The sequence below is a fragment of the Sphingomonas sp. GW821-FHT09B04 genome (assembly GCF_059418285.1).
On record NZ_JBWKPO010000001.1, the window covers coordinates 1,150,317 to 1,172,155 of the forward strand.

The 21,839-nt window shown below is 65.1% G+C and carries 3 protein-coding genes; 1 reads left to right on the forward strand and 2 read right to left on the reverse strand.

All coding sequences use genetic code 11. The annotated features are described in order from the left end of the window. Positions 1 to 64: 64 nt before the first annotated feature. Positions 65 to 18,670, forward strand: a complete 18,606-nt coding sequence (locus tag AC07NK_RS05555) for a hypothetical protein (RefSeq protein ID WP_495169559.1) — start codon at positions 65 to 67, stop codon at positions 18,668 to 18,670. 246 nt (positions 18,671 to 18,916) lie between these two features. Here AC07NK_RS05555 and AC07NK_RS05560 read toward each other — a convergent pair whose 3' ends face one another. Then, on the reverse strand, positions 18,917 to 20,119 hold the full coding sequence (locus AC07NK_RS05560) for a dipeptidase (RefSeq protein WP_495169560.1): 1,203 nt from the start codon (positions 20,117 to 20,119) through the stop codon (positions 18,917 to 18,919). After that, positions 20,116 to 21,699 carry a serine hydrolase gene (locus AC07NK_RS05565; protein ID WP_495169561.1) on the reverse strand — a complete coding sequence of 528 codons (1,584 nt, stop codon included), beginning with the start codon at positions 21,697 to 21,699 and terminating at the stop codon, positions 20,116 to 20,118. Before AC07NK_RS05565 ends, AC07NK_RS05560 begins: the two co-directional genes overlap by 4 nt. Between the last annotated feature and the right edge of the window lie 140 nt (positions 21,700 to 21,839).

Here is a 21,839-nt window from a genome sequence, read left to right on the forward strand (position 1 = left end):
CATCGATGGGTCATTGCCGGGGGGGCAATGTCGCAATTGGGCGCCGACCTTGGGGGAATTGTCCGTGAAGAAGCTCCATCGTGGCCGCTTGCTGCTGTCGACCTGCCTGACGGGCATTGCCCTTGCATCTGCATCCGGCGCACAGGCTCAGGACAAGGATCCCAACTGGCAGCCCCGCGCCGAAGTGGACGCCCGGGCGGCCGATGGCAGCAGCCAGGTCTCGTTCGAACTCTTCGCCCCGGTCGCGCAGAACGATACCAACCTGATGTTTGTCTCCGGGCGGATCGGTTATGACGAGCAATTCGACCGCAACGGGTCGGTCACGATCGGCGGGCGCGGCAAGATCGGCGATGATCTCGCGATCGGCGTCAACGCCGGTGTCGATTTCTACAAGTCCGACGTCTCCAAGCGCGATCAGACCGCGGTTTCCTTCGGCCTCGAAGGCTTCACCTCGGTGTTCGACGTGCGGCTCAACTATCGCCTGCCGGTCACCAACCGCCGGACGATCGGCTATCTCGATCCCAATGCCAGCCCGGTGGGCGCGCTGCTGGTCGAGAACAACCGGCTGATCGAGCGCAAGAGCGGCTGGCGGCTCGAGGATGTGCCGCTCGGCGGCGCCAATGCCGAGATCGGCGCAACGATTCCGGTCGGAAAAAGCCTCAGCGTCCGCGCCTCGGCGGCGGGCTTCGACTATCGCGACGATGCCGCGAGCAAGGCCTATCGCGGGGTTCGCGGCGCGCTCGAACTGGGCGTCGAGGATCCGCTGGGCACGGGTGGCCGTTTCTCGATCGGCGCCGAGCTGCAGAACGACAATCGCTGGGGCACGCAGGCGCGCGGTACGCTGCGCCTCTCGATTCCGCTTGGCGGCGGTTCACGCGATCGCAGCGCGGGCAATCGCGGGCTCGATCGCCAGATGGGCGACCGGGTCCGGCGCGATTATGTAACGCCCTCGGGCACCCGTTATACCGACCTCACCAGCAACAGCTTTGCGATCGACGCGCGCACCGGCAACGAATTCGGTGGCATCTATTACGTCAACGGTTCGGCCGCGGCGGCCGCGGCCGGGACCAGCACGAGTCCGACGACATTGGGCGATGCGGTCACGCGCGCGGGCGCGAACGGCGTCGTCGTGGCGATGGGCAATGCCGGCAACATTACCAGCAGCGGCGTGACGCTGGCCACCAACCAGTATCTCGTGGGCGGTGCGAGCGGCGTCAATGTGCGCCATTCGAATGGATCGGTCAGCACCTTCAGCTTCGGTGGCAGCAATGGCACGATCGTGGGCAGCAATGCCGGCGGTGCAGCCGTCACGCTGGGCCAGGGCTCGGTGGTGCGCGACGTCACCATTCGCGGCGCCGGATCGGGCATTCTCGCGAACGGCGTGGGCGGATTCTCGCTTGAGCGCGTGATCATCGAGAACACCGGCGGGGCGGGGCTGACGCTCACCAATACCCTCGGCGCGGTGGCGATCGACGGGATCACGATCCGCGGCGCCGGCGGGGCAGGGCTGCTCGTCAACGGCGGCAGTAACTTCACACTGCGCAATTCGATCATAAACGGCGCCACCGCCGCGCTCGACATCAACGATGCCGGTGGAAACCTGACGGCGTCGCTGTCGAACCTCACGCTGTCCGCGGCCGGTGGCAATGTGCTCGACATCGACGGTTCAGGCGCGGGCACAGTGACGGTGGCTGGGCTTTCCGGCATCTTCATCGCGGGCGGAAACGGCGAGACCGGCGGTTTCGCGGCGCGCAACGTCACCTTTGATTCGAGCGTTGCGGCGGGCATCCAGGCCGTCAACGCCGGCACGATGCAGATCGGAGCCATCTCGGGGCGTGTGAACGGTGCTGGCGTTTCGCTCACCGAAGTCGACGGTGCGCTGAGTTTCGGTGCGCTCAACATCACGAATAATGCCGGCACCGGCCTGACGGTCAACAACACCAAGACCGGCACGTTCACGCTGACCAGCGCCGCCGGCGCGGTCGACACCACCGCAGGCACCGCACTCAACCTCGATCCACTACGGATCGACTTGACCTTCGCGAGCGTCCGCTCATCCGGCGCGGCCGGGGCCGGCATCATCCTCGACAATGTGCAGGGTGCGGGCACCGGCGGCAACGCACTGAACATCGGCACGCTGACGATCACCAATAGCGGCCAGCAGGGTCTGTTCATCACCGGCGGTTCGACAGGCGTGGTGACGATTGCGGGCGGCAGCGTCACCAACAGCGGCGGCGCATCGGTGCAGGTCGGCGAGGCTGGCGTCGCCGGTAGCGGCGGCACGATCGGGCTCAATTTCGGCGCCACGATCACCGATAGCGGAGCAGGACCGCTCGCCTCGATCTTCAACACCGGTGGCGCGCTGCGCTTCACGGGCGCGATCACCGGTGCCGGACCGATCACCATCGACGGTACAACTGCGGGTTCGAGCATCGTCTTCGCCGGTAATACGGCGATCAGCGGTTCAGCCGCCACTGCGCTATCGATCAACAACGTCGCTGGCAGCGTGGGCTTCACAGGCACGCTCGCCATTACCAATCCGGCGGGCAGCGGCATCGCGCTCGGCAACAGCGCGGCCGGTTCGAACATATTCTTCGCGGGCGCCACCACGATCACCGGGGCCGCTTCACCGGCGCTTTCGCTCAACAATCTGGCGGGTGGCACCGCCTTCACCGGTGCGCTGAGCATCGTCAATCCGGCCGGCACCGCCATCGTGATCGGCGCCGTGCCGGGCGGCGTGACCTTTGGCGATGTCGATATCACCGGCCTCGGCGCAGGCACGGGCCTGAACCTCACCGGCACCTCGGGCAATGTCACCTTTGCCACGCTCGATATTACGGGCACGGGCGCCGCCGGTTCGACCGGCATCGATCTGACCAACGCCAGCAATGCGGGTGCGGTCACCATCGTCAACCCGAGCGTGATTCAGGGCGTCGATATCGGCGCGAACCTGACCAATGCGCATATCACCGGCAGCTTCCGCTATGGCGACGGCAATGCGGCGGACGGTCTGGAGAGCCGGATCACCGCCAACACGGTGATCGCTGTCCTGGGCCTGAATGCGACGCAGGGCACCTATGATTTCGCCGACGTCCAGCTCGACGGTAACACCAACAACATCACCGGTGGCAGCTTCACCACTTATTATGTCCTCGCGGGCGCCACCGGTACAGGCACGGCGACCGATCCGGGCAGCATCGCAGGTGCTGCGGCGTCGGGCGCACAATATATCGTGCTGCTCAATGATCCGAATGGCGGGCGCGACGTGATCGACACCGCCGGCCTCACCGGTGGCGCGCTGAGCCTCACCACGGGCCAGTCGCTGGTCAGCTTCCTCAACTCCGATTTCTTCTCGGTCACCGGCGCCACCGTTCCGGCCAATCTGATCGTCTCCAACCTCGGGCCGACCGGCATCGCGAACACCTTTGCCGGGTCGGGCGCCGCGATCCTGACCAGCAGCCTCGGGGCCACGACGGTCAACCTCGCCAACAACACCCGGATCGACGGCGTCGTCATCAACAACGACGCGCTGGGCACCGGCATTTTCGGCTCTGGCGTATCTAACGTCATCATTCGTAACTCGACGATTTCGGGCACTGGTGGGGCGATCAGCATCAACGATGGCGGCGCCGCCGCGTCGGTCACGCTGACGAATCTCAACCTGTCAGCCAGCGGCGGCACGGTGCTGAATCTCAGCGGCGCGGGTGCGGGCACGCTCAACGTCTCGGGCACGGGCATCAACATCGCAGCTACGGGTACCGGACAGGCTCTGGCGATCAACGACGTCACGGTCGGCGCGCTCGACTTTGGTTCGGTCACCACCGGAACCGCCGCCGGCGCCAATGGCGCGGTCTATCTCAATCAGGTCGCTGGCGGTGCGGTCACTGTCGGCAGCGTCACCGTGGGCGGCACCAGTGTGGGTGCGGGGGTCACCGTAGCGAACAGCGCGGCGGCGATGAACTTTGGCGCGACCAGCGTGGCGAACACCGCCGGCGGCGGCGTGCTCGTTCAGAACAATAGCGGTGCGGTCAGCTTCGGGCCGCTCTCGGTCGCAAACAGCGGGGGCGCGGGCCTTACCGTCTCCGGCAATACGGGGCCGGCCGCGTTTGGCGCGGTTACGGTATCGACCAGCGCGGGTCATGGCGTTTCGCTACTGAACAATACCGGGAATCTGACTCTCGGGGCGGTTACGGTCGCGAACAGCACTGGCGATGGCTTGCGACTGGCGGGTAACGGGTCGGCGACGCTCGGTCAGCTGACGCTTTCCAATGTCGGCGGTACCGGTCTGTTCGCTCAGAATGTATCGGGCAATCTGAACATTGCGGGGGCAGTGATTACCGGCGCCACGAGCGGCGGCGTGAGCATTCAGGGTACCGCGGCATCGAGTGCGATCTCAATCGGCGCGCTCAGCGTGAGCGGCAGCGGTACCGGAATCGTGCTCGACGATATCGACGGTGTCGCGACCTTTACCGGCACCACCACGATCGCGAACAGCAACGGCATCGTGCTCGGCGCGGGCAGCACCGGCACGATCCGCTTCGGCGATGTCGATATCACCGGCCTGGGTGCGGGCATGACCGGCGTCGACGCGCGCAATGCGTCGGGCACCGTCAGCTTCGCGACGCTCGACATCTCTGGCGTCTCTGCCAGCGGCACGCGCGGCATCAACATGGCCGGCGCAACCTTCGCCGGAAGCATCACCGTTGCCGACAGCAGCACGATCACCGGTGTCGGCACCGGCGTCGATCTCACCAACGCGGCGATCACCGGCAGTTTTCGCTTTGGTGACGGCTCGAATACCGACGCTGACGGCGCACATTCGACAATCAACGCGATCACACCGATCACGGTGGGTGGCATCAACCAGACCGTCGGCACCTATGACTTCGCCGATGTCGCATTGAATGGCGACACGACCGGACTGGTGACCAACCCGATCAGCCTGTTCTTCGTCGAACAGGGCCGCACCGGCATCGGCACCAAGACCGATCCGGGCAGCCTGACCGCGGCGCTCGCATCGAGTGCGACGGTGATCGTGCTCCTCAACAACCCGACGGGCGGCAACGACACACTCGACGTGGCGGGCCTCGGCACGTTCGCGCTCGACGCCAACCAGCGCCTGATCGGCTTCCTGAACGGCGATAGCCAGAATGTCGGCGGCGGTACGCCGACCAACATGATCCTCTACGGCCTGGCGCAGGGCATCGTCACCAATCCCTATGCCGGCTCGGGTACGGGCCTGCTGACCAACACCGGCGGTGGCGCAACTGTCACGCTGGCGAACGGGGCATCGATCGACGGTCTTCGTATCGGCGGCGCGGGGATCGGCGTTTCGGGGATCGGCGTTTCGAACGTTGCGATTACTAATTCAATCATCTCGGGCGGCACGGGCGCAATCCTGTTGCGCGACGGCGGCGCGGCAGCTTCGGCGACGCTGACCAACCTCGCGCTCTCCGGCACCGGCGGCACCATACTCAATCTGCTCGGCACCAGCGGCGGATCGCTGACATTGCGCGGATCGGGCGTCTCGATCGCCGCGACGGGCAATGCGCGCGGTCTGGTAATGGACAGGGTCACGCTGGGCGCCAATCTGGGCTTCGGCGCTGTTTCCACGGTGACGTCGGCGGGCGCTGGCGTCGCGCTGAACAATATCGGTGGCTCGGGCGGGCTGAGCTTCACCAGCGTCAATGTCGGCGGCACGAGCGCGGGCGCGGGCATCTCGCTCAGCGGTAACAACGCGGCGATCAGTCTCGGCACGGTGACGGTCGCCAATACAGCTGGCGACGGCGTCGAAATCCTTGGCAATACCGGCAACGTCACGCTCGGCACGTTCGCCATCAGCGGCGCGACGGCCGCGGGGCTGCGAATCGATGGGATGCAGGGCGCGTTCACCGCGCTTGGCGGATCGATCGCGAGCAGCGTCACGGGTCTCTCACTCGCTGATATCGATGGTTCGGTGACCTTCACCGGCGGCGTGGCCATCGCCAATCCGGGCAGTACCGGCATCAGCCTCGGGCTGGGCAGCAGCGGCGCGATCAACTTTGCGGATGTCGATATTACGGGGCTGGGCGCCAACGCCACCGGCCTCAACGCACGTAGCGCCTCGGGCAACATCACCTTCGGTACGCTCGACATTATCGGCGCATCGGCCACTGGCACACGCGGCATCGATCTGACCGGCGCGTCGTTCGGCGGCAATTTGATCGTCTCGGGGAGCAGTGCGATCACCGGCGTCGGCACCGGCGTTGATCTCACCAACGCGGCGATCACCGGCAATTTCCGCTTCGGTGACGGATCGAACACCGATGCGAACGGCGCAGGCTCGACGATCAACGCCACCACTCCGCTTATCGCTGCGGGTCTGAATGGCGCCACCGGCACCTATAATTTCGCCGATGTGAACCTGATCGGCGACACCAGCAGTCTGGCGACCTCGGCGAGGGTCTATTGGGCGCTGGCCGGTAGCAGCGGTGCAGGAACGCGCATCGATCCGGGTAGCCTCGCGGGGGCTGCAGCGTCGGGCGCCGATATCGTTATCCTTCTCAACAACCCGGCGGGCGGCAACGACACGCTCGATGTGGCAGGGCTCGGCACCTTCGCACTCGCCGCCAACCAGCGTCTGCTCGGCTTCCTGAACGGTGACAGTCAGATTGTCGGCGGCGGCATGCCGGCGAACCTCGCCCTTTACAACGTCGTCACCGGCAGCGTGACCAATCCGTTCGCCGGGTCGGGCTCAGGGCTGCTGACCAATACCGGCGGCGGCGCGACCGTCACGCTGGCGAACGGGTCGTCGATCGACGGTCTTCGTATCGGCGGCACGGGCATCGGTGTGTCGGGCATCGGCGTTTCGAATGTCTCGATCGCCAACTCGATCATCTCGGGCGGCATGGGCGCGATTCTGCTGCGCGACGGCGGCGCGGCGGCTTCGGCGACGCTCACCAACCTGGCGCTGTCGGGTACCGGGGGCACTGTGCTCGACCTGCTCGGCACCAATGGCGGGTCGCTGACGCTGCGCGGATCGGGGATCTCGATCGCAGCGACCGGCAATGCCCGCGGTCTGGCAATGGATTCGGTGACGCTGGGTGCCAATCTGGGCTTCACTACGGTTTCGACGCTGACTGCGGCCGGGTCGGGGGTCGCGCTGACCAATGTCGGCGGCGGCGGCGGTCTGAGTTTCGCCAGCATCGATGTCGGCGGCACTACCAGCCAGTCCGGCGTCTACCTGACCGGGAATTCCGCGGCGATCAACCTTGGTAATGTGACCGTGGCCAACACGGCCATCCACGGCATCGATATCAACAACAACCCGGGCAATGTGACGCTCGGCACCTTCAATATCAGCAACACGGCCATGGCCGGCCTGTTGGCATACGCTCTGCCGGGTAGCTTCACGGCGGCGGGCGGCACCGTCACCAACAGCGGCACGATGGGCATTGCGATCGCCGGTATCGACGGATCGGCGACCTTCACCGGCGGTGTGACCATCGCCAATCCGGGCAGCACCGGGATCACCCTCGGGCGCTTCAGTAGCGGCACGATCGGCTTCGCCGATGTCGATATCATTGGCCTGGCGGCTGGAAAGACGGGTCTCGACGCGCGGATCGCCTCGGGCAACATCACTTTTGCCACGCTCGACATTACCGGCGCATCGGCGACCGGCACGCGCGGCATCGACCTGACCGGCGCGACGTTCGGCGGCAATCTGATCGTCACGGGCAGCAGCACGATCACTGGCGTGGGCACCGGCGTTGATCTGACCAACGCGGCGATCACCGGCAATTTCCGCTTCGGCGACGGATCTAACACCGATGCCAACGGCGCAGGTTCGACGATCAACGCCACGACTCCGCTTATCGCCGCCGGGCTGAACGGGGCTGTTGGCACCTACAATTTTGCCGATGTGAACCTGATTGGGGACACCAGCAGCCTCGCGACCTCGGCCAAGGTGTACTGGGTGCTGGCTGGCGCCAGCGGCGCAGGAACGCGCGGCAATCCGGGCAGTCTCGCGGGGGCGGCAGCGTCGGGCGCGGATATCATTATCCTGGTCAACAACCCGGCGGGCGGCAACGACCTGATCGATGCCAACGATGCCACTTATGGCACCGGCGGCACCTTCACGCTGATGACCGGCCAGCAGCTGCGCGGCTTCCTGTACGGCGACACGATCGCACTCCCGGGCGGCATTCCGGCGAACGTGACGCTCTACAACGTCGCGACGGGCACGGTGACCAATCCGTTCTCCGGATCGGGTGCGCCGACGCTGACGACGACGGCGGGCGGCGGCGCGGACACGGTGCGTGTGAATAGCGGCGCGCTGATCGACGGCGTGATCATCGCCAATGGCGGCACCGGGACCGGTGTCGCCGGCCTTGGCGCATCGAACGTGACGATCCGCAACAGCATCATCTCTGGTGCGGACAGCGCGATCGACTTCAGCGACAATGGCGCGTCGGCAAGCCTCGCGCTCAGCAATCTGCGTCTGTGGGCAAGCAACAATTCGATCGCGCTTGCGGTCTACAAGGCGGGCGCCGGTTCGACCACGATCACCGAGCTCTCGAACATCACGATCGAGGGCGGGCATGGCGAGGCGGGCGGCGCCTATTTCCTCGGCGCGACCTTCGATGCCGATCTGGCGACCGCGGGCCATCAGACGGTCAATGCCTCGCTCACGGCCGGGACCGCGGCTGTGCGGATCAATGGTCATGGTGTTAACCTCACCAACGCGACCGGGGCGCTGAACTTCACCAATCTGGGCATCTACAACCAGGGCGGCGCCGGCCTGAGCGTCGGGGGCATGGGGCTGGCGCTCAGCAGCATCGCCGGCACGGTGGACACGGTGAACAGCACCACTCTGTCGATCAACGGATCGCAGACCGACCTGATGCTCGACAGTGTCGTCCATTCGGGCACGGGCGCGGGCGTTGCCGTCACCAACGGCCTCACCGGCATCGGCACAGGCGGCCGCGCGCTTCAGGTTGGGGCGCTCAACGTGACGTCGGCCAGCACGAACGGCATTTTGATCGGTGGCAACGTCAACGGCCTGATCACTTTCGGTGCGGGCTCGAACATCGCGGGCACCACGGGTTCGGCGATCTCGATCTCCAGCGGCACCGGCACGCTCGGCTTCACCTATAATGGCAGCGTCAGCCAAACGAACAATGCGGCACTGCTTAGCGTCGCGGGCCATAACGGTACGATCACCTTCGGTGCGGGCAGCACCCTGTCGGCGACCAACGGCACCGGATTGCAGTTCGACAATGCCGACGGCACCTATAACTTCAACGGCACGACGACGTTGAATGGCGGTGATGCTGGCATCGACATTTTGAACGGTTCTGCGGGCAGCTTCACCTTCGGCGCGGGCGCGACGATCACCAGCCCGACCGGCGCGGCGATCAGCATCGCCGACAGCACGGCCAGCCTGAGCTACGCCGGCAATGTCACACAGGCGAACAATGCGGCTCTTCTCTCGGTTCTGAACCACTCCGGCGGTACGGTCAGATTCCTGAACGGAACACTGGGTGCGACCAACGGCACGGGCCTGCGGTTCAGCAATGCTGACGGCACCTATCTCTTCAATGGCACGACGATGCTGAACGGTGGCAGCGCGGGCGTCTCCATCCTCGCCAACTCCGCGGGCAGCTTCGCTTTCGGTTCCAGTACGACGATCACCAATCCATTCGGCCCGGCGTTCGCCATTTCCAATTCGACCGCGGGCGTGATCTATTTCGGCACGGTGAATCAGTCGGACGCGACGTCGCTGGCGCTTTCCGTCTCGGCGCATTCGACCGGAACGCTCGATTTCAGTGGCGCGACCCTCAACGTAACCGCCGGACACGGCCTGACGTTCAATGATGCCGACGGCACTTATAATTTCGGCAACATCGCGCTCGACGGCGGCGCGAGCCTCAGGATCATCAACGGTTCGGCAGGCGCCTTCACCTTCGGCAATGTCGACATCACCGGGTTGCTGGCCAACAGCACCGCGGTCGACCTGACTGGCGCAAGCGGCAACGTCACCTTTGCGACGCTCGACATCGCGGCCGCTTCGGCCACGGGCACGCGCGGCATCGATCTGACTGGCAGCACCACTGCCGGAAATGTGATCGTGAGCGGCAGCAGCAGTATGACCGGCCTTGGCGTCGGTGTGGACCTGACCAACGCCGCGATCACTGGCAATTTCCGCTATGGCGACGGTTCGAACACCGACGCGAACGGAGCGGCCTCCAGCATCTCGGCGATCACGCCGCTGGTCATCGCCGGTCTGAACGGCGGCACCGGCAACTATAACTTCGCCGATGTGAACATGGTCGGCGACACCACGAATCTCTCGGTCTCCGCCTATTTCGTGCTGGAAGGCGCGACGGGCATCGGTACGCGCAGCGACCCGGGCAGCCTGGCCGGTGCTGAAGCAGCGAACGCCACCTATATCGTGCTGCTCAACAATCCGACGGGCGGCATCGACATCCTCGATGCAACGGCGGGAGCGGGTGGCTCCTTCGACCTCGACGGCGGCCAGATCCTGTACAGCTTCCGCGATACCGACAGCTTCACGGTGGGTGGCGGCGCGCCCGCCAATATCGTCCTCTACAATGTCCAGACCGGTGTGATCTCCAACCCGTTCACGGGTTCGGGCGCGCCGATCCTGACCGCGAGCGGTGCCAACGCGACTCTCACGCTGGGCGGCAGCAACATCATCGACGGCGTGATCATCACGAATTCCGGCACCGGCGCCGGCATCCTCGGCAACGGCGTCGGCGGCACGCTCACGATCCGCAACAGCACCATCTCGGGCGGTGCGGCGGGTGCGCTGCGAATCTACGACAACGCCGCGAACGTATTGCTGGGGCTGAGCAATCTCACCCTCGCCGCGAATGGCGGCAACATCCTGAATCTCGACGGCACCGGCGCTGGAAGCTTCACGCTCACGCAGCTGGCCAACCTCAACGTCAGCCACACCACGGAGACCGGCGGCTTCGTCATCTCCGACGTGACGTTCGATTCCGATACGCTCACCGCCGGTCTCCAGGCGGTGAATGCCGGTGCGCTGACCCTCGGCACCACGGGCGCCCGTATCACCGGCACCGGCCTTAGCCTGACCAACGTCACCGGCACGCTGAACTTCAGCGACCTCAACATCGCCAACACTGGCGGCACCGGCCTGATCGTCGCCAATTCCAAGACGAACAACTTCACCCTCGGCACGACCGGCGGCGCGATCAACACGACTAACGGCACCGCGATCAACCTCGATCCGCTGACGATCAACATGGTGCTCAATTCGGTGTCTGCGAGCGGCGGCACCTATGGCATTCTGCTCGATGAGGTGCTCGGCAACTTCACCGTCACCGGCGCGGTCAACATCAACGACGCGACCAACACCGCGATCGCGGTGCGCGACAACACGGCGCTGGGCGTACAGTTCCAGGGCGCGGTCGCAATCAACAACACGGCCGGCGCCGGCGTCGTGCTCACCAGCAATAATGGTGCGACGGTGGACTTCACCGGCGGGCTCGGGATCACCACCACCACCGGTCTCGGCTTCGTCGCCAGCAGTGGCGGCACGGTCAGTGTGACCGGGAGTGGTAACACGATCACTACCGGCAGCGGGGGGGCGCTGGCGCTCGCCGGCATGATCGTGGGGACCGGCGGCGTGACCTTCGACCAGATCACCGCGGCGCCCGCGATCGCCACCGCGGTCAGCGTGGTCAACGTCAATCTGGCCGGTGCGCTCAATATCCGCGGGCTTAACCTCGATGCCACCAATATGGCGGTCATATTCAACAACCTGACCGGCACCGGCGGCGTCAACCTGACCGGCACGCTCGATATCGACAGCGGCTTCGGCTTCACCTTCGCGGGCGCGCTCGGAACGATCAACATCGCGAACACCGCGGGCTCGTCACTGACGATCGACGGCGGCCAGAACGCAATCCGCTCCCTCAACGTGACCAGCGGCACGGTGAATATCGCAAGCGCGGCCGGCAGCGCCGCGATCAATGGCTCGACTGTCTCTGCGATCAGCTTGAGCAACGATACCGGCGGCACGCTGAACTATGGCGGTACGATCAACGCGACCCAGGGCTCGATCCTGAACGTGTCGAACAGCGTTGCCGGTGCCACGCTTTCGGGCGCGATCACCTCGACGAGTGCCGGCACCGCGTTCAACTTCGGCAATGCCGACGGCACCTATTCCGTCACCGGCGCTGTCAGCCACACTGGCGGCGCGGGCGTTGCCGTCGATGCGGCGAGCAGCGGCGCGATCACCTTCTCGAATGCGAGCAAGGCGTTCAACAGCGGCGCCAGCACTGCGATCAACATGGCGGGCACCGGTACGCTGTCCTTCACCGGCGGCGGGCTCGATATCGACACCACCAGCGGTACCGGCTTCAGTGCTAGCGGCGGTACGCTCGTCATCACCGGTGCGAACAACCGGATCGACACGACTACCGGTCAGATTCTCGGCCTGAGCGGGGTGACCGGCGGCACCGGCGGCATCAACTTCGCCTCGCTGACCGCCACGGGAACCGTCGCAAACAACGGCATCCTGTTGAACAACCTCACCGGCGCCGCTTTCAACGGCGGCACGGTCAGCATCGCCAATGGCACCAGCGGCGGCGCCAACGACGGCATCAAGGTGACCACCGGCACGGCGGCGATTACCTTCGGCAACACCACGATCGGCCTGGCCGGCAGCAACGCCATCGAATTGCTCAACAGCGGTTCGGCGGTGACCTTCGGCACGATGAACCTGGCGGGCGCCAACGGCAGCACCGTTGTCATCGCCGGCTCGACCGGCCCGGTCACTCTGGGCGCCGGCACCATCACTGCCACCGGTGCGGCCAATTATGCGGTTTCGCTTACCGGCGGCACCGGCGACGTTTCGGTGGGCTCGGCGCTTATCGGCACCAACATGGTGCAGATCGTTGATCACGAGACTGGCACCGTCACCTTCGGCGGCGACATGGCGTCGACCGTGAGCGGCATCTCGGTCACCAACGTCAATTCGGGTTTGATCAGCTTCACCGGGCAGTCGCTCGCACTGAGCGGCACCGGCGCTGGCGTTTTCCTGGATGGCAACCTTGGCGCCACCATCGATTTCAACCCGACGGCGGGCGGTAACGGCCTCGATATCGTCACCACGGGTAGTGGCTTCACTGCCAGAAATGGTGGCACGATTCTGGTCCGCGGTACCGGCAATTCGATCAGCACGACCGGCACGGGCGCGGCCCTCAACCTCGATCTCGTCAGCCTCGGCGCTGGCGGGGTCACTTTCGACAGCGTGAGCGCCAATGGCGCGACAACGGGCATTGCGCTGAACGGCGTGTTCGCCTCGGGCGCGACGATCGCACTCGGAACCGTAAACCTTCAAGGCATCACTTCGCGCGGCATCGACATCAGCGGCAACAACAGGGCCGGGCTTTCGATCACCGATCTCGACATCGGGTTGAACAGCAACAGTGCGGTTGCGCTCGATTTCAACAGTGCGGTGCTCTACTCGCCGATCACCGTTGGCGATTTCGACGTCACCAATTCGGGCGGTGCGGGCACCAGCATCGGCGTCGATCTTCGCGCCACTTATGGCAGCGTCAACATCATGCTGGGTGGCCAGTCGGGCGCCTCAAGCTCGATCTCGGGCGTGGGCACCGGCATCTACCTCAATGCCGCGACCGAAGCGTTACTGACTTATGGTGACGGCGAGGCGGGTATCGACACGGGTTCGACCATCTCGGCCAGCACCGCGATCGACGCGAGCACCGCACCGACGGTCGGCACCTATGACTTCCGCGACGTGTCCTTCCTGGGCAGCCCGGGTGCGGGCTTCGGGCTTGGGAAGATCTACTTCGTCGCGGCGAGTGCCGGCGGGAACGGCAGCGGCTCGGATGGCGCCAACCCGATGACGCTCGCGGCCGCAGAGCTGTTGGCCACGGCACAGGACATGATTGTCCTGGTCAATAACGGGAGCGCAATCAGCGCGGCCGGTTCCAACGGCAACGATTCGCTGATGCTGGCTTCCAACGTCCAGGTTCGCGGCTTCGGCAACGGCGTGGGCGGCGGTGCGGGAACCGGCAGCGCGCCGATCGTCGTCGCACTCACCGTCCCATCGACGATCCTGCTGTCGGGCGGTGGCTCGGTCAGCATCGCCGATCCCACCGGTAACGGGGCTGCGACGCTCACCAGTGCGGCGGGTGCGAATGCGATTACGCTGGGCGCGACGGGCAACCGTCTGTCGGGCTTCATCCTCGATGGTGGGGGTGCGGTATCGCGCGGCATCAAGGATAATGGCGCCGGCGCGGTCAATACGATCCTTGACTATCTGACGATCCGAAACTTCGGGACGATGGGTATCGAGATTACCCCGTCGGCCAGCACGACGATCGACCGTGTTGCCTTCTCGGGCAACCCGGGCGGCGACCTGCTGCTCAACGGCACGAACTCGGTACTGACCAACATCACCAGCACGGGCGGTGGCATCGCGCTCAACAATACCAATGGCACGACGACGCTGACCAATGTGAACCTGACCGGCGGCGCTGGCCTGGCCTTCACCAATGCGGCAGGCGTCATCAACGCCACGAATGTTGACATCACCAATCCCCTAGCCGCGGCACTCGCGATCTCGGGCGGTATGGCATCGTTCAACTTCGATTCGACCAGCTCGATCACTAAGAGCAACGCTGGCGCGGCGCTGCGCATCAGCGGTAGTCACAACATCGGCACCTTCGCCTATGCTGGCACGCTCAACATAACCGGCGGCACCGGCCTGCAGTTCGACAATGCAAACGGTACCTACAACTTCACCGGCACGACGACGCTGGCCGGCGGCGATGCGGGCATCGATATCCTGAACGGCTCGAGCGGTACCTTCAGCTTCGGCGCCAACACCGCGATCACCAGCCCGTCGGGCACGGCGTTCAGCGTCTCGGGCAGCACCGCTGCGGTCACCTATAGCGGTAGCATGACCCAGGCGAACAACGCCGCGCTGGTGTCGATCCTCAACCATTCGGGCGGAACGATCACCTTCCAGACCGGCACGCTGGGCGCCACCAACGGCACCGGCCTGCAGTTCGACAATGCCGATGGCACCTACAACTTCAACGGCACGACGACGCTGAACGGCGGCGATGCGGGCATCGACATCGTCAACGGATCGGGCGGTACCTTCGGCTTCGGCAGCGGCACGGCGATCACCAGCCCGACGGGCACGGCGTTCAATGTCTCTGGCAGCACCGCTGCGGTTACCTATAGCGGCAGCATCACCCAGGCGAACAACGCCGCGCTGCTCAACGTCCTCAACCATTCGAGTGGCACGCTCACCTTCCAGACCAGCACGCTGAGCGCCACCAACGGCACCGGCCTGCAGTTCAACAATGCCGATGGCACCTACAACTTCACCGGCACGACGACGCTAAATGGCGGCGATGCCGGTATCGACATCGTCAATGGGTCGGACGGCACCTTCGGCTTCGGCAGCGGCACGGCGATCACTCATGCCGCGGCGGGCGATGCCTTCGTCCTCACCGACAGCAACAGCAACCTGATCTATTCGGGCAACATCACCGACAGCAACGGCTATGCCGTTCGCATCGACAATCACGATGCCGGCACAGTGACCTTTGACACCGGCACGATCAATTCCAGCGGCGCGAATGCGCTGGGCCTGAGCGTGACCAACAACAATGGCGGCGCGATCAACTTCAACGGCCAGACTACGCTGTCGACCCAGGCCAATAACGCCCTCACGCTGAGCGCCAATGCGGGCGGCACGGTCGGGTTCGCCCCCAGTGCAGGCGCCGGCCAGGCCCTGAACATCTCGACCACCAGCGGTACGGCGCTCGCGATCTCGGGCGGCGGCATCATCAACGTGCTTGGCTCAAGCAACACCATCGCCACCGGCTCGGGCACGCTGCTCGACATCGCCAGCGCGACGGCGGTGACGTCGACGCTGAGCTTGAACTTCGCGGCGGCCAGCAACACGCTGGGCGCCAACGGCATCCTGATCAGCCGCACTGCGGGCACGCTGACCGGCTCGGTCAACATCGGCAGCGGCGCGATCACCGCCACCAATCGCGGCGTCGACATCGATGGCGGCACGCTGTCGCTCAGCTATGGCGGCAGCATCGCCACCAGCGGCACCACGGGCCGTTCGGTGGAGGTCACCAACATCACTGGCGGCGGCGCGACGCTGAGCGGCAACCTCACCGACAATGCGCTGGGCATCAACATTGCCAACAATGCCGGCGGCGCGATCAACTTCTACGGCCAGAGCATCGCGCTCAACACCGTGGCCAATGCCAATGCGGTGACACTGGCCAGCAATACCGGCACCTTCATCACCTTCTCGTCGGCGGCCGGCGGCAACGGCGTCGACATCGTCGCTTCGGGCACCGGCAATGGGATCGACTATACCGGTGGCGGCTCGCTGACCGTCTACAGCACCGGCAACTCGATCCAGACCGCCACCGGCCAGATCCTCAACCTGGTCAACGGCAATGTCGGCACGCTCGGCCTCGTCTTCGACTCGCTGACCAGCACTGGCTCGACCAACGGCAGCGCGATCAACATCAGCAACATTGATGGTGGCACGCTGAGCGCGACCAATGTCTCGATCGCCGGCACCACCGGCGCGACGGCGGACGGCATCTTCTACGGCGGCGGATCGACGATGAACGTCAATCTCGGCGCCGTGACGATCGCCAATACCGGCGACGAAGGCATCGAGATCAACGGCTTGGGCAACGGCACGTTCACCGCGAGCAGCGTCACGGTCAACAACACCGGCGGCAACGGCGTCGAGATCAACGGCTCGAACAACAGCGTGAGCCTGAATGGCGGCGCGATCGGTGCGATCAACGATCCGACCGGCTTCGGCGTCTATGTGCTGAACGGCACCGGCGCCGTCAGCATCGCGTCGTCGATCACCAAGACCACCAGCGGCAACGTTGTGTTCGTCGATAACCACGAGACGAACAACGTCACCTTCTCGGGCGCCATCAGTGCCACTGGCGGCTTGAACAACGGCATCGTCGTCCAGAACGTCAATTCGGGCACGATCAGCTTCACGGGCAACAAGACGCTCACCACGGGTGCCAATACCGCGGCTAACCTGCTCAACAACACCGGCGGCACGATCAGCTTCCTGAACGGCAATTTGGCGATCAACACCACCGCCGGCACCGGCCTCACCGCCACTGGCGGCGGCACGGTCACGGTCGAGGGCACCGGCAACACGATCACCTCGACCACCGGCACGGCGCTCAATGTCGTGAACACGACGATCGGCACGAACGGGCTGCGCTTCCAGAGCATCTCATCGAACGGTGCCGCCAGCGGCATCATCCTCAACAACACCGGCACGTCGGGCGGCATCAACGTCACCGGTACCGGCGCGGCGGGGTCGGGCGGTACGATCCAGAACTCGGGCGGCGACGGCATCAGCCTGACTAACACGCAGAATGTTCGCCTCGCCTATATGAACGTCACCAACAATCTGGGTGACGGCATCGGTGGTTCGAACATCAACGGCTTCGTGATCGACAATCTGACGATCACCGGCAACGGCAACGACAACGGCACCGACGAATCGGGCATCAATATCAGCGAGCTCACCGGTACCGGCTCGGCCGGCGCGCGGCCGACCGGCATCTTCAACTCGACGATCAGCAACAACAACGAGTTCGAAGTCCAGATCACCAACTCGACGGGCACGCTGACCAATTTCCAGCTCGTCAACTCGAACATCTCGTCGAACGGCAACGCGGTGAATGGCAATGCCACCCCGTCGCACGGCAACCTGTTCAACTTCCTGGGCACCGGCACGTCGCAGATGGGGATCAGCGTCTCGAACAGCTTCTTCACTGGCAACTGGAATCCGGTCACCCCGCCGGCCACGATTGTCGGCAGCGGCCTGTTCGTCGACAGCTCGGGCACCAGCATGACCGCGCAGGTCAGCGGCTCGACCTTCACCAACACCAACAACGGCGTGAACCTGTCGACCGGCCCGGGCTCGACGACGGTGACCTACAGCATCGACGGCAACACCTTCACGGGTACCCGCTCGACAGCGATCAACGACTTCCAGAACGGCAACGCGCCGTTCACCCGAATCGTCAACGGCCGGATCACGAACAACATCATCGGCAACAACGCCGTCACCAATTCGGGTTCGAATGTCGGCAACGGCATCAGCATCTCGAACGAAGGCGGGGTCAATGCCAATTATCTGATCAGCGGGAACACGATCCAGCAGATCCAGACGTCGCAGGGCATCGTGGTCAATGTCGGCCTGGTCGGCCAGGCCACCGGCAACCAGACCACTAATGTCACCATCCTCAACAACATCATCCGCAACATCAACGGCAGCCGCGGGCTCGTGATCAACAACAACCAGAATACCGGCGGCTTCCCGACGGTGAATGTCAGCATCTCGGGCAACAGCTTCTCGGGCATTGCCGGCCAGGCGGGCAATGGCCAGTATCTGCGCCTTTCCGCCTCGGGCGGCGGCACCATCAACGTCACTCAGGGGCAGGCCACGGCCAGCGCCATTGCAAGCGAGCTCGACGACGCCAACGGCTTCAACGACACGACCAAGATCAGCATCGGCACCGGTACGTTCAACTACGGCCAGCCTGCGCCGACCCTGCCTCCGGCGGTGGTGCCGCTGCCCTGATGGCGTGGGCAACCCGGCGCGAGCGATGCGTGCCGGGTTGCCGCAGCCGATCATGGAGAGCTCGACTGTCCGCGGCCGAAGTTGCCGGCAAACGGCAACGCAGCGAGGCTGCGGTACACAGCGAGGCCATCGCCGCGGTACGACAGGCGTTGCCGGCCATGGGGCAGCGTTGCCGAAACGGCCGGAAGCGAACCCGGCGCGCGCGGCCTGACAGGCTCTCCCCTATGTCTCGGTCGGTAAGATGATTCAGTTGCCCTGTGGCTTCGAGCGGCCGCGCGCCTCCTCGATGATGCGGAGGATGTTTCCGCCCCACATCTTCGCGAGATCCTCGTCAGAATATCCGGCCTGCTTCAGCCGTTCGGTGACCTTGGGCAATGCTGAGATATCCTCAATCCCCGGCAGACCGCCGCCACCGTCCCAATCTGCGCCGAAGCAGACATGGTCCGGCCCGGCGACTTTGATGACGTGCAGCACCATCTGCATGTAACGCTCGAAATCGGCGTTCCACAGCGGCTGGGTTTTGTCGAGTTCGCGCCAGCGCTTCGACAGCGCGACCTGCTCCTCAGGGGAAAGCGTCGCGATCTGCTCATATTGGGCGAACAGCTTGCCGCGCTCGCCGGCCAGGTTGATCTCGGAGAAGAAGATCGTGCTGATGCAGATCGCGCCGCCTTTCGCTGCGAGCTTGCGGATACGCGCATCATCGAGGTCGCGGGGGTGATCATACACCCAGCGCCCGCTGCTATGTGATAGCAGGATCGGCGCTGTGGACAGCTCCAGCATCTGATCGAACGCAGCGTCCGAGGCGTGGCTGCCGTCGATCACGATGCCGAGCCGGTTCATCTCGGCCACCCACCGTTTCCCGAGCGGGCTCAGCCCATTCCACTTCGGCGTGTCACCCGAACTATCGGCGAACTGATTGTTCTTGGCGTGCACCGGCCCAATCAGCCGCACGCCGCGCTTGTGAAAATCGGCGAGCAGGGACAGGTCCTCGCCGATCGGATAGCTGTTCTCCATGCTCTTGAATGCGATCAGCTTGTTCTCGCCATTCAGCCGGCGCGCATCGTCCGCGGTCAAAGCCGGAGCGATGCGCGTGGCGAAGCCGGCAAGGGTGGTATCGATCAGATCGGATCGCTTGCGGGCGAACGCCAGCGCAGCGGCATAGCCTTCGGGCGTCAACGGTCCCTGATCGGTATAGATGGCGAAGAAGCCGCCATCGAGTGCGCCCGCCTCCATCCGCGCCAGATCGACCTGGACGATGTCGGTCGCCGGATCGTGCTTCGCGCCGAAGTCCCAGCCCGGCCGCCCGAAATGCATCGGCGTGTCGAGATGCGTGTCGAGCACCAGCAGCCGTTTGTGCAGCATTGCCGGATCCTCAGCAGCCTGCGGCGCAGGCGTCTGGCCCGCGCAGGCGCCGAGCAACAGCAGCGCGGTGAGTCCCCCGCGCTTCACTTGCCCGCCTCCGCCGGCCGCAGGTCGAGGTCGTGATAGTCGTAGCTGAAATCGGCGACCGGACTCTCTGCCTTCATCGAGACGCGCGCGACCTTGCCGTCCGCGTCGAGCGCGAAGGTGACATAGGCGGGTTCGATCGCCTTGTCGTCGAAGCGGGTGACGAACGTGTCATACTGATAATGCGCCAGCTTACCGGCCATGCGCGGGGTGGTCCTGAAGTCGATGCGAAGCCCGTCGGCGCCGGCGGTGACGGCGACATCGCCATACCAGGCATCGCGATAATTGCCGGCATAGCGCTCGAGCGACAACGATGGGCCGACCTTGGCGGGCGCAGCCTTGGTCGCGGTGAGCGCGGCTTTGCCGCCCTCGATCCGCCGCGCATATTGCGCCGCGAACAGCGCCGGCCAATCCTGTTTCGGCGCGCCCAGATAGTGATCGACCAGCGTCTGCGAAATGCCGCGCAGGAACGCGCCTTCTTCGGCATTGACCACCAGCGCGATCCCCACATCCTGTTCGGGCAGCAGGATCACCTGCGCGATCGCCCCGAGCACGGCGCCGCCATGCGAGATGATCTTGGCGCCACGATAGTCCGCGACGTTCCAGCCGAGCGCATAGCTGCTGAATTTGGGCGTGAGCGCCGCCATCGGTCCGGGTGCCGGCTCGCCGACCGGCAGCAGCGTGACGCCCTTCCACATCTCGTTCGCCTGCGCCTCGCTATAAAGCCGCCCGCCGCCGGGCAGTGCGCCGCGGCCAAGCTGGATCTTGAGCCATTGCGCAAGATCGTTGGCGCTCAATGCCAGCCCGCCCGCGGGCAGGGCGGCACGGCCCAGTTCGGACTCCCGTTCGTCGAGCATCGACAGCGGCCCGTCGCCACGCAGCGCCCCCGCGATGCGGGCGTGCGGCATGGCACGGTTGGGTGTGGCCAGGCGTGCCTCGTAATTGGCGGTGGCGGAGTTCATCCCGCCGCGCTTCAGCACGTCCTGTGCCATGAAGTCTTCCCAGCTCCTGCCGCTGACTTCCTCGATCAACTGCCCGGCGACGGCGTAGAGGACGTTGTCATAGGCATAGCCCGAGCGGAAGCTGCGCGCCGGTTTGATATGCGCCAGCCGCTTCACCATCTCCTTGCGCGACAGGCTGCCGCGGGGGACGAACAACAGGTCGCCCGCGCCGAGGCCAAGCCCGCTATTATGGACGAGCAGGTCACGCACGGTAATCTCGCGCGTCACCCAGGGATCGTGCAGGCGGAACCAGGGCATATGGTCGATCACGCGATCGTCCCACTTGATCTTGCCCTGATCGACCAGCACCGCGAGCGCCGCAGCGGTGAACGCCTTGCCGGTCGAGCCGGTCTGGAAGATCGTGTTGGCGTCCACTTTGGCCGGATCGCCGAGCCCGCGCACGCCCCAGCCGCGCGCGAGCGTGGTTTTGCCGTTCTCCACCACCGCGATGGCGATGCCGGGTGCGCCGCTCTTCTGGCGCAGTTCTTCGACGCGCGCCTCGAATCCCTTGGGAAGCTCGGCTGCTGCGGGAATGGCGGCGAGCAGCAGCAGCGCTGGCGCCGCACGAACAAAGCGGATCACGGGACTATTCTCCTTATCGAGCGAATGCCGTTGCACCGGGTCTCAGAAGCCGGTGCTGAAGCTGATCAGTTTGAACACCAGCGACACCGACAGCAGGACAAGAGCGCCGGGCAGCAGCTTCCACATCGATCGCAACCCCC